This window comes from Kluyvera genomosp. 2 (assembly GCF_036759865.1).
Classification (GTDB): domain Bacteria; phylum Pseudomonadota; class Gammaproteobacteria; order Enterobacterales; family Enterobacteriaceae; genus Kluyvera; species Kluyvera ascorbata_B.
Genome location: NZ_JAPKIA010000034.1, coordinates 1 through 11,774, shown reverse-complemented (window position 1 = coordinate 11,774; position 11,774 = coordinate 1). Strand labels below are relative to the sequence as shown.

General features: G+C 57.2%; 7 protein-coding genes and 1 pseudogene. 5 read left to right on the top strand and 3 right to left on the bottom strand.

All coding sequences use genetic code 11. The features are described 5' to 3' along the window. Positions 1–62: 62 nt before the first annotated feature. Positions 63–3,045 (bottom strand): annotated as a pseudogene (locus V6942_RS23185) (Tn3-like element ISPa38 family transposase). A gap of 35 nt (positions 3,046–3,080) precedes the next feature. On the opposite strand from V6942_RS23185, the gene V6942_RS23180 reads away from it, so the two are divergent. From V6942_RS23180 to V6942_RS23165, 4 genes are all read left to right on the top strand, one after another. Next, entirely contained in the window at positions 3,081–3,371 is a 291-nt protein-coding gene (locus V6942_RS23180) for a nucleotidyltransferase family protein (protein ID WP_001247892.1), read from the top strand. After that, positions 3,368–3,769: a DUF86 domain-containing protein gene (locus V6942_RS23175; RefSeq protein WP_001293886.1), complete on the top strand. Its 402-nt coding sequence runs from the start codon at positions 3,368–3,370 to the stop codon at positions 3,767–3,769. The genes V6942_RS23180 and V6942_RS23175 overlap by 4 nt, the downstream gene beginning before the upstream one ends. Next, positions 3,759–4,115: a cupin domain-containing protein gene (locus V6942_RS23170; protein ID WP_000215515.1), complete on the top strand. Its 357-nt coding sequence runs from the start codon at positions 3,759–3,761 to the stop codon at positions 4,113–4,115. The genes V6942_RS23175 and V6942_RS23170 overlap by 11 nt, the downstream gene beginning before the upstream one ends. A 254-nt stretch (positions 4,116–4,369) precedes the next feature. Beyond that, positions 4,370–4,684, top strand: coding sequence for a hypothetical protein (locus tag V6942_RS23165; RefSeq protein WP_000091613.1), 315 nt, complete (start codon positions 4,370–4,372; stop codon positions 4,682–4,684). Between the two features lie 426 nt (positions 4,685–5,110). Here the strand turns inward: V6942_RS23165 and nhaA are convergent, their stop codons facing one another. Together nhaA and V6942_RS23155 are read right to left on the bottom strand one after the other, a co-directional pair. After that, positions 5,111–6,292 (bottom strand): Na+/H+ antiporter NhaA, encoded by a 1,182-nt coding sequence (gene nhaA / locus V6942_RS23160; protein WP_004194048.1) that lies wholly within the window; start codon positions 6,290–6,292, stop codon positions 5,111–5,113. Positions 6,293–6,951: 659 nt separating this feature from the next. Beyond that, on the bottom strand, positions 6,952–7,557 hold the full coding sequence (locus V6942_RS23155) for a recombinase family protein (protein ID WP_000509966.1): 606 nt from the start codon (positions 7,555–7,557) through the stop codon (positions 6,952–6,954). A gap of 94 nt (positions 7,558–7,651) precedes the next feature. On the opposite strand from V6942_RS23155, the gene V6942_RS23150 reads away from it, so the two are divergent. Further along, positions 7,652–10,549 (top strand): Tn3-like element Tn5403 family transposase, encoded by a 2,898-nt coding sequence (locus tag V6942_RS23150; RefSeq protein ID WP_333501863.1) that lies wholly within the window; start codon positions 7,652–7,654, stop codon positions 10,547–10,549. Positions 10,550–11,774 lie beyond the last annotated feature (1,225 nt).

Here is an 11,774-nt window from a genome sequence, read left to right as displayed (position 1 = left end):
AAAGCCTGTCCTCAGCATAATACCGGGAAGGAGGGAGTGACCATCTCATTAAATAAAGCACGCTAAGCCGGTTGCAGCGGCCGTAGCGGCCTGAACTTGCCCGCGCCGATCTTGGCGCTGCTGCGCCAGAGGTAATCGCCGGTCAGGTTGATGTGCTCCCAGCCGAGCGGCGACAGGTACTGCAACAGGCCGTCATCGACGGCTTGACCGTGGCCACGCAAGGCGTTCGCGGCCCGCTCCAGATAGACCGTGTTCCATAGCACGATGGCCGCCGTCACCAGGTTGAGGCCGCTGGCCCGGTAGCGCTGCTGCTCGAAGCTGCGGTCGCGGATTTCCCCCAGGCGGTTGAAGAACACGGCGCGGGCCAGCGCGTTGCGCGCCTCGCCTTTGTTCAGCCCGGCATGCACGCGGCGGCGCAGCTCGACGCTTTGCAGCCAGTCCAGGATGAACAGTGTGCGCTCGATGCGTCCCAGCTCACGCAGGGCGACGGCCAGGCCGTTCTGGCGCGGGTAGCTGCCAAGCTTCCTGAGCATCAGCGAGGCCGTCGCCGTGCCCTGCTTGATCGAGGTGGCCATCCGCAGGATTTCATCCCAATGGGCGCGGACGTGCTTGATGTTGAGCGTGCCGCCGATCATCGGTTTCAACGCCTCGTAGGTGGCATCGCCCTTCGGGATGTAGAGCTTGGTGTCGCCCAGGTCACGAATGCGCGGGGCGAAGCGGAAGCCCAGCAGGTGCATCAACGCGAAGACGTGGTCCGTGAACCCTGCCGTGTCGGTGTAGTGCTCCTCGATCCGCAGGTCGGATTCGTGATACAGCAGGCCGTCGAGCACGTAGGTCGAGTCGCGCACGCCGACGTTCACGACCTTGGTGTGGAACGGCGCGTACTGGTCGGAGATATGGGTGTAGAACGTCCGCCCTGGGCTGCTGCCGTATTTCGGATTGATGTGGCCGGTGCTCTCGGCCTTGCTGCCGGTGCGGAAGTTCTGGCCGTCCGACGATGACGTGGTGCCGTCGCCCCAATGCTCGGCGAAGGGATGTCGGAACTGCGCGTTGACCAGCTCGGCCAGTGCCGCCCCGTAGGTTTCGTCGCGGATGTGCCAGGCTTGCAGCCAGGCCAGCTTGGCGTAGGTCGTGCCGGGGCACGATTCCGCCATCTTGGTCAGGCCCAGGTTGATCGCGTCGGCGAGGATCGTGGTCAGCAACAGGTTTTTGTCCTTGGCCAGGTCGCCTGACTTCAGGTGGGCGAAGTGCCGGGTGAAGCCCGTCCATTCGTCTACCTCCAGCAGCAATTCGGTGATCTTGACGTGCGGTAGGATCATCGCCGTCTGGTCGATCAGGGCCTGTGCGGTATCGGGCACCGCCGCATCGAGCGGCGTGATCTTCAGGCCCGACTCCGTGATGATGGCGTCCGGCAGCTCGTTGGCCAGCGCCATGCGGTTGACGGTGGCGAGCTGCGTTTCCAGCAGCGTCAGCCGGTCATGCAGGTACTGGTCGCAATTCGCTGGCCTGCTTGAGGCTGGCGAATTTCGCGGGCGGCACCAGGTAGTCCTCGAAGTCCTTGAACTGGCGCGAGCCTTGCACCCAGATGTCGCCGGAGCGCAGCGCGTTCTTCAGCTCCGACAGCGCGCACAGTTCGTAGTAGCGCCGGTCGATGCCGGTGTCGGTCATCACCAGCTTCTGCCAGCGCGGCTTGATGAACTCGGTCGGCGCGTCGGTGGGCACCTTGCGGGCGTTGTCGCTGTTCATGCTGCGCAGCACCTCGATGGCGTCGAGTACGTCCTTGGCGGCGGGCGCGGCCCGCAACTTGAGCACGTCGAGAAATTCCGGCGCGTAGCGGCGCAGCGTGGCGTAGCTCTCGCCGATGCGGTGCAGGAAATCGAAGTCCTCGGGTTGCGCGAGCCGCTGCGCTTCGGTGACGCTCTCGGCGAAAGCATCCCAGGACATGACGGCCTCGATGGCGGCGAACGGATCGCGGCCCGCTTGCTTGGCCTCGATCAGCGCCTGGCCGATGCGCCCGAACAGCCGCACCTTGGCATTGATCGCCTTGCCGGATGCCTGGAACTGCTGCTGATGCTTGTTCTTGGCGGCATTGAACAGCTTGCCCAGGATGCGGTCATGCAGGTCGATGATTTCGTCGGTGACGGTGGCCATGCCCTCGATGGCGAGCGCCACCAGGGTCGCGTAACGCCGCTGCGGCTCGAACTTCGCCAGGTCGGCGGGCGTCATCTGGCCGCCCTCGCGGGCGATCTTGAGCAGCCGGTTCTGGTGAACCAGCCGCTCGATGCCGGAGGGCAGGTCGAGCGCCTGCCACGCCTTGAGGCGTTCGATGTGTTCCAGCATGTGCCGCGAGTTCGGTTTGACCGGGGATTGCCGCAGCCAGGCCAGCCACGTCGTCTTGCCGTTGTCGCGGCGCTTGAGCAGATCGTCGAGGCGACGGCGATGCACGTCCGTCAGCGGCTCAGCCAAGGCGTCGTAGAGACGCCGGTTGGCGCGGGTAATCGCTTCGGCGCTCGCCCGCTCGACGGCGTTGAGGGCGGGCACAATGACCGACTGCCGCCGCAGGTGCTCGATCAAGGCTCTGGCCAGCACGATGCCCTTGTCGGTTTGCATGGCCAGCTCGGTCAGCAACTGGACAGCCTGCCGGTAGTGGCCAATCGTGAACGGCTGGAAGCCGAACACCGTTTGCAGCTCGACCAGGTGCTCGCGTCGGGTCTGCTCACGCTGCCCGTACTCGTCCCAGCTTTCGATGCCGACCTTGAGCTGGTTGGCGACCAGTCTCAGCAATGGCGGGAACGGTGGCTCATCAGCGCCAAGGATGACGCCGGGAAAGCGCAGGTAGCAGAGCTGCACCGCGAAGCCCAGCCGATTGGCCGGGCCGCGCCGCTGCCGGATGATGGAGAGGTCGCTTTCGCTGAACGTGTAGTGACGGATCAACTCATCCTTGGTGTCCGGCAACGCCAGCAGGCTTTCGCGCTCGGCGGCGGAGAGGATCGAACGGCGGGGCATGCGGTTTCCTTCTTCTTGAAATTCTATTCTTGATTGCATATCATCTCAACGAGTTTCGATAAGAAAGGATGCGCATGCGACCGTCTGTTGTGCTTGACATGAAGCGAAGCGCAGTGCGTGAAGCGGTAGGCCGCTTTCGCGCCGCGAACCCGCGCGTCTTCGGCTCGGTGCTGCATGGCACCGACCGGGATGGCAGCGACCTCGACCTGTTGGTCGATGCGCTGCCCGGTGCCACGTTGTTGGACTTGGGCGATTTGGAAGAAGAACTGAAATCGCTGCTCGGCGTTGACGTCGATCTGCTGACTCCCGGCGACCTGCCGCCGAAGTTCCGGGCCAAGGTGCTCGCGGAGGCGCAACCGATATGAGCGAGAACCGCCTGCCCGATTACCTCGACCACATTCAGCAGGCCGCAACCGATGCGCGCAGCTTCGTGGAAGGGATGGCCAAGGACGACTTCTTGGCCGACAAGCGCACCCAGCAGGCCGTCATCATGAGCCTGATCGTCATCGGCGAGGCGGCCACAAAGGTGATGGATGGCTACGTCGAGTTCACCCAGGCGCATGCCGACGTGCCGTGGCGCAGCATGCGCAATATGCGTAATCGCATGGCTCACGGCTATTTCGACATCAACCTCGATGTGGTGTGGGAGACGGTACAGGAATGGCTGCCGGCGTTGCTCCAGCAATTGCCCGCCGTGCGTCAGGATGCCGACGATGAAGACCGTAACGACAACTGTGAAAGAGGGATCTCCGATGACTGTTGAATCGAGAATATTTTCTGTAGCCGAGTATGTTCAGCCGTCCGAAGGCGAGCCTATTCGTTCCGTTGTGCTTGAAACCCGAGACTCAATTATCGTGGTTTGGCATGTCCATCCCGGGCAGGAAATTGCGGCTCACATTCATCCTCACGGCCAAGACACGTGGACTGTTTTGTCGGGAATGGCTGATTACTTTCAGGGCAATGGGATTGTTCGTGCCCTCAGGGAAGGTGAGATAGCCGTGGCAAGACCGGGCCAAGTGCACGGGGCGCGAAATACAGGTACCGAGCCATTTGTGTTAGTCTCGGTTGTGGCATCAGCCAATGCCGGTTTCGTATTGGCTGAGCGATAGAGCCCAATCTCTGGAGTTGGTCCAATGAGCGGTCGGGGAGATAGGTAACAGACATGCAGCGGACACGGCTGCTAAACCAGGTCGCAAACCTCCTTGCGTCGCAGCGTGCCGCAAGCGACGCGATCAATCGAATGGGGTCGGCATGAGACTGAACACCATCCAGTTCCCGACCGCGTAGCCGCCTGTCCTGCCGATCAGGTCTTGACCATCGACGCTTGGGATCAGTCCTGAATGTTCTTGGAGACCACTACGTTATGAGCCGCAGCCGCCGCAAAACACCCATCGTCGGGCACACGACCTGCGGCAGCGAGCGCGAGGACAAGAAGCTCTGGCATCAGCGCTGGCGCACCCGTGAGCGCACGGCGCTGACCAGCGCGTCGCCCGAAGCCCTGAGCGCCCATCTGCCCCTGCTGGAAAACCAGGCCAGCAGCGTCTGGTCGATGGGCAAGGATGGCCGCTCCTACTGGCCCGTCAAGCGCCAGGCCGCCACGGCGGATCGCATCGCCAATCACAAGGGACGCAACCCGCAAGAACGCGCCTCCCTGAAAAAGCGCCTGCTTACACTGTGATTCCTTCAAAATATCTCAACGAAATTTCCCGACACCTGTTTAAGCTATCTTGCTGATATTTCTGTTTTTCGATTTTTGCCGGCGCGATGCCGGCGACGTTGGCCAGCTGCCCCGGGCGCGATACTGAGATCAGTTTCTTTGAACAAAAAAACCGCCTTTTGGCGGTCAGTATTCAGTAGCGGGGTTAGAGGGCCAGTCGTGTAAAAAACCACGTTAGCCGACTATTTATTTGAATAACATAATATTTTAACTGATATGCCAGCGTTCATCCTGACTTATCTGAACAGGGCTCCGCCTGTAAAATGTGAAAGATAGAAAGGTAATTATTTATAATAAAATTAAATAATTTCAATTTTCTCTTCAGAATATACACTGACAGTGTGAAAAAACCCCCGTTATCACGGGGATTTTCCTGTAGATAATACGTTACCTGACTTGCTTAGAAGGCGCAAAGCGCAGTATCAAAATACCGGCCAGAGCGGCCAGTATGGACCCTGCCAGAACCCCCACCTTGACCTCATCAACGAGCAGAGGGCTGCCTGTAAAGGCCAGATTGCCGATAAACAGGCTCATGGTAAAACCAATCCCACACAGTACCGAGACACCATAAACCTGTAACCAGGTACTTTTCTCTGGTCGTTTCGCCAGGCCCAGGCTGACGGCCAGTAGCGACAGGCCAAAGATACCTGCCTGTTTACCCAAAAACAGGCCCAGCGCCACGCCTACCGGAACCGGCGACAACAGGTCATTCATCGTCATGCCCGACAACGCGACGCCCGCATTGGCGAAGCCAAACAGCGGCAGTATCATAAACGTGACCCAGGGGTTGATGGCATGCTCAAGCCTGTCCAGAGGCACTTCATCAGCCGCATTCCTGGTTCGCAGCGGGATAAAGAACGCCAGCAGGATACCCGCGACGGTGGCATGCACGCCTGACTGAAGCATGAAAAACCACAGTACTCCCCCCGTCAGCAGATAGGGCAGCAGGCGCGTCACGCCGGCACGGTTCAGGCTAAACAGCAGAGCAACCATTGCCGCTGCACCACCCAGCATCAGAAGCGAAATGTTGCTGGTATAGAAGAGCGCGATGATAGCCACCGCCCCCATGTCATCCAGAATAGCCAGCGCCGACAGGAAAATTTTTAGCGAGACTGGCACACGACTGCCCAGTAAGGCGAGTACACCGAGCGCAAAAGCAATATCCGTGGCCGCCGGGATGGCCCAGCCGGAAAGGGTTTCGTCATGACCGGCATTAAACCCCACGTAAATCAGGGCAGGTACGGCCAGACCACCCAGTGCGGCAAAGCCCGGCAACGCACGCTGGCTCCAGGTGGCTAACTGGCCGGTGACAAGCTCACGCTTGATTTCCAGCCCGACCATCATAAAGAATACGGCCATCAGGGCATCGTTTATCCAGTGCTCAACGGACAGGCCTGCTGTTTTGTATTTCAGGAGTGTTTCATAACCTTCCCTGAGGGGCGAATTGGCCACGATGATAGCGGCTGCCGAAGCAATAATAAGCACAATACCGCCCGCTACAGGTGAACTGAAAAAATTAGAAACGGGCTTGATAACTTTTCTGGTTAATCCGATTGGGTTTTCTGTCACTTAATCTCCCCCTGAGATGTTGACTTACGAATTGTGAATCAGGCAACCCAGAGACTGTGCACTCCAAAAATGCAATGCACAGCCTGATTGACTGATGTAAGAAATTTAGATAATTAAATTAATAAGTTAAATTCGGTCGGTCTGTGGTTACATTTTATCATGCACCGTCAGGTAAATGGCCGCCTTCAGGTAAATTATCGTAAAGCGAAGCCTTGGCGGGGCTAGGGTGCGTTTCCATTCTGAGAAATTTGCTCAGTCTGTTTCCAGAACATGGCTGAAATTTACTATCCGCCGCGTGTCAGTAAATAGTATCTGTCAGTAAGAGCTGGCAACGTAAACTGACACGGGTAGTGATGGAAAATGATTACACAGGACACCGTTTGCAGACAGATGCTGCTCTGAGCCGCATTATCCTGAAAAGCCTGAACAGCAGCTGATGGATAATTATCCGTCCATGCCGGTGACGAATGGCTGTCAGAAAAGACATACCACAGGTCAAAATGGCGCATTTCGTTAACACTGAGGCCAGAAGTTTTGGGCTGGATATATTTATTGCTTGCCGGATGCTGTGAGATCTTTTACGCGGCGGCCATTCCGCGGACCGACGGGTTCACCCGGTTATGGCCGGGGTCGGTTCCGGCTGAGGGCGAAATGACACCCTAAGCGTTAGCTCTGTGTCGTTGCACGATGTCAGCGACGGTATTCTTGCTGATACCGAGCTCGCGTGCGATCCAGCGATAGCTGCGTCCCTCGGCCCTCATCGCAACCACCTTAGGCAAAAGTCGGTCTGATTTTGGTCGCACTCCGGCCTGACGACCAAGCCTCTTACCACGTGCCTTCGCAACAGCAAGGCCTGACTTGACCCGCTCGCTGATGAGATCCCGCTCAAACTCCGCAATGCCGGAAAGAAACGTCGCCAGCATTCGTCCATACGGCGACGAAAGATCGAACGCCATTCCATTCATGGCTATCACGGAAACCTTCCAGTTCTCCAGTTCACGTAGCGTATTGAGCAGATCGAGCGTCGAGCGCCCCCACCGGGAAAGCTCAGTGACCAGGATTGCATCAATTTGTCTGGACTGGGCAAGCGCCAGGACTTTCTTTCGCTCGGCCCGGTCGAGTTTAGTTCCTGAACCTGTTTCCTTAAATATTCCCACCACGTCGTAGCCGGCACGGCCGGCGAAGGCTCGCAGATCAAATTCCTGGCGTTCACAAGACTGATCCGCTGTTGAAACCCGGCAGTAAATGGCGGCACGATGTCCCAATTGAACCCTCCTGGATTTTTGTATCGGAACGCCCTGATTTATATGGGCTGGCTGTTGTCCAAAACAGACTATACTTCAAAAGGGACGAATTTGTATGTCACGACGCCATATTTTCACCGAACGGCAGCGAGCAGCGCTGTTCGATCTGCCCACGGACGAACTGTCGCTACTGAAGTTCTACACGCTGGGCGATGATGACCTGGAAAACATTAGGCAGCGCCGCAGACCGGAAAACAGGATTGGCTTTGCCCTGCAACTTTGTGCCTTACGATATCCGGGCCGTGCACTGGCTCCTGGTGAGATGATCCCGCGTGAAGTCCTTTCCTTCGTCGGTGCTCAGCTTGGAGTTCCGGCTGATGCGCTTCTCACTTATGCCACACGGCGCCAAACCCGTCAGCAGCACATGGACACGCTGCGCGAAATTTACGGCTACAAGACCTTCACGGGCCGTGGTGCCCGTGATCTGCGTGAGTGGACTTTCGGCCAGGCCGAAGATGCCAGATCAAACGAGGATCTTGCTCATCGTTTTATTGTGCGGTGTCGGGAAACTTCCACCATTCTGCCCGCAGTATCGACAATCGAGCGCTTGTGCGCGGATGCTCTGGTCGCCGCTGAGCGGCGGATTGAAACGCGGATTGCGGAAAATTTAACAGCGGATGTTCGCGATCACCTGGACAAACTTCTGAGTGAAATGCTCGCCGGCAATATCAGTCGTTTCATCTGGCTTCGCAACTTCGAGGTTGGTAACAACTCGGCTGCTGCTAACCGTTTGCTCGACAGGCTCGAATTTCTGCGTACCCTGAATATCAATCATAGTGCTTTGGCCAGCATACCTGCCCATCGCATTGCCCGGCTGCGTCGGCAGGGTGAACGCTACTTCACCGACGGTTTGCGTGACATCACTTCGGACCGCCGCTGGGCGATCCTTGCCGTCTGTGTTGTGGAGTGGGAAGCGGCGATTGCTGATGCCATAGTCGAAACCCATGACAGGATCGTAGGAAAAACCTGGCGGGAAGCGAAGCGCCAGCATGACGAAACAATTTCCGGCTCTAAAGCCACACTCACGGATACGATCCGTACCTTCACCGCGCTGGGAGCTTCGTTGCTTGAGGCCCGCAGTGACGGAACCCCGCTGGAGATGGCTGTCGCCAGTTCGGTTGCATGGGACCGGCTCGCTCAACTGGTAGCGACAGGGACTCAACTCAGCAACACGCTAGCCGATGAGCCTCTTGCATATGTCGGGCAGGGATACCATCGCTTTCGTCGTTATGCGCCCCGCATGTTGCGCTGTCTGAAGCTCGAAGCCGCGCCGGTCGCCGGACCATTGGTAGCAGCAGCTTTGTCGATCGGAGAGATGAAAGGTGTTGCATCGCCAGAAAGGCGTTTCCTGCGGCCCAGCTCCAAATGGAACCGTCATTTACGAGCTCAGGAAAAAGGAGATACCCGTCTTTGGGAAGTGGCGGTACTCTTTCACCTCCGGGATGCTTTTCGTTCCGGAGATGTCTGGCTCGCTCATTCGCGCCGCTATGGTGACCTCAAGCAGGTACTGGTGCCGATGATCGCGGCGCAGGAAAATGCAAAACTGGCCGTGCCTTCCAACCCACAGGATTGGCTGGCAGACAGAAAGGCGCGACTCACGATCGCTCTTAAGCGGCTGGCCCGGGCTGCCCGTAACGGCACTATTCCGCACGGTAGCATAGAAGATGGAACGTTGCGGATCGACAGGTTGACAGCAGACGTGCCGGATGGTGCCGAGGCACTCATACTGGATCTGTATCGCCGAATGCCGTCCGTTCGGATTACCGACATGCTGCTTGAAGTTGATGCAGCCCTTGGTTTCACAGATGCGTTTACCCATCTGAGAACCGGGGCTCCATGTCGCGACCGGATCGGTCTGCTCAACGTCCTGCTCGCTGAAGGGCTCAATCTGGGCCTGCGTAAGATGGCGGAAGCTACAAACACGCATGATTACTGGCAGCTCTCACGCCTTGCCCGCTGGCATGTTGAAAGCGAAGCCATGAACCAGGCATTGGCAATTGTGGTGGCCGCGCAGGGTAAACTGCCGATGTCACGCGTCTGGGGGATGGGCACGTCAGCATCGAGCGATGGTCAGTTTTTCCCGACAGCGCGGCATGGCGAAGTCATGAACATGGTCAATGCCAAATATGGTTCTGTTCCCGGCCTCAAAGCGTATACTCACGTAAGCGACCAGTTCGCGCCATTCGCTTGTCAGTCGATCCCGGCGACCGTGAGCGAGGCACCGTATATTCTCGATGGACTACTGATGAACGAGGTCGGTCGCCATGTTCGCGAACAGTATGCCGATACAGCAGGATTCACCGACCATTTGTTCGGAGCCAGTAGCCTGCTCGGCTACAATCTCGTTCTGCGAATCAGGGATCTGCCATCGAAGCGGTTGTACGTATTTAATCCCGATACGACCCCCAGGGAGTTACGCAAGTTGGTAGGTGGAAAAGCCCGGGAGGATCTTATCGTTGCGAACTGGCCTGATATTTTCCGTTGTGCCGCGACGATGACCGCTGGCAAAATCAGGCCCAGCCAACTCCTGCGCAAGCTCGCTTCTTACCCACGACAAAACAACCTTGCAGTTGCGCTTTGTGAAGTTGGTCGTATTGAACGGACCCTTTTCATTATTGAGTGGATCCTGGATACGGACATGCAGCGGCGTGCTCAGATCGGTCTTAACAAGGGAGAGGCCCACCATGCGCTCAAAAATGCGCTCCGTATCGGGAGGCAGGGGGAAATTCGCGATCGCACGACAGAGGGGCAGCACTACCGAATCGCTGGGCTCAATTTATTGACTGCGGTGATCATTTACTGGAATACCGTCCATCTTGGTCATGCCGTCACGGAGCGGCGGAACGAAGGGTTGGATGTTCCCCCTGAATTTCTTCCCCACATATCCCCATTGGGCTGGGCGCACATTCTACTGACTGGCGAATATCTTTGGCCCAAGGAACCGAAAGCTTAGGGTGTCATTTCGCCCTCAGCCGGAACCGACCCCCATGTGAGTGCAGGTGTCACTATGCGGTTGAAAAACGACCTGATGTGCGATCGTTACGTTAGTTGGGTAGGTAAAAAAGTCATTTGAGGCTAAAACATTGCTTAGTGCGGGCTTTCAGTTCATAGAGAAGAATGAATAATATCAATTATAACAATTGGTTATTTCCTTAGCGTACGTTTTCGTTCCATTGGCCCTCAGACCCCGAAGTCAAAGTAATCCCTTTTAACCCCGGTGAGCGGGCTTTACGGCGTTTACGACGTAAAGGGCGTGATTTCCGGGGCCTTAGCGGCGGCAGCTTGCTGCTGACGCTTAGGGGGATGTTCATCAACTATTTCAGCGACACCAGGGAACTTACACGGTAGCTGCAATGCCATACCGGCTAAAAACATCTCAGACGCCTCTGTACGCGGTCGGAGTGGTCCCGGCAAGGCGACAGCCGCAGTCGGGGCGTATCTCCGCGTTAGCGGGCCGCAGGGCCGCTTACGAGCGTGTACCAGACAACTGACAGCAGCTCCACCCACAGCGATGAAGAAGAATAGTTACAACACCCATTATTAAAAGCGACACTACTCCCGGCCTTCGGCCGGGGGCGGCGGCGCTTTTCAGTGGTGGGGAGGGGCACGGGATGTCAGAACGGCGCTGGTTTTCTGCCATAAGGGATTGTTTGTATGTTGTAACTACTGATTCCGGGGCCCGTCGCACGGCGACGGGAGGTACTTATGCTGTTTCCGAACCGGCGCGACCGTCAGGTCGCTGCAAGGGCGGTCATTCTCCGGAGCCTGTCCACAGGTCAGGCGATGAACAGGTTGTATTCTTAAAGGATTAATAAACAGGATCTTTAAAAGAGGTACAGAGCAGGTGTTTAAAAGGAACCACGCACTTTGAACGTCTGACGGCTGGCGCCCTGTACGCATAACGATTTTAACCTTAGGGAAAATTCCCTTGCAGTTATTTGTGGATAACGGAAAGCCACCGAAAAAAAACGACACCGGCAATAAAATTTCTGGCCACTTTTGCGTCAGGAAGGTGGGATTGCGGGTAAGGCGGGGGCCTCGCTGTTCAGATAATCAGCAACAGCGGGCAACAGACGTGTGAAAGCCTCCGGCGCTGGCCGGATTATTTAAGGAAGGAACGTTATAGGGGTCCGCTTGGAAAAAGGAAATTATCCTACGCTAAGCGCATTTTTTGCACA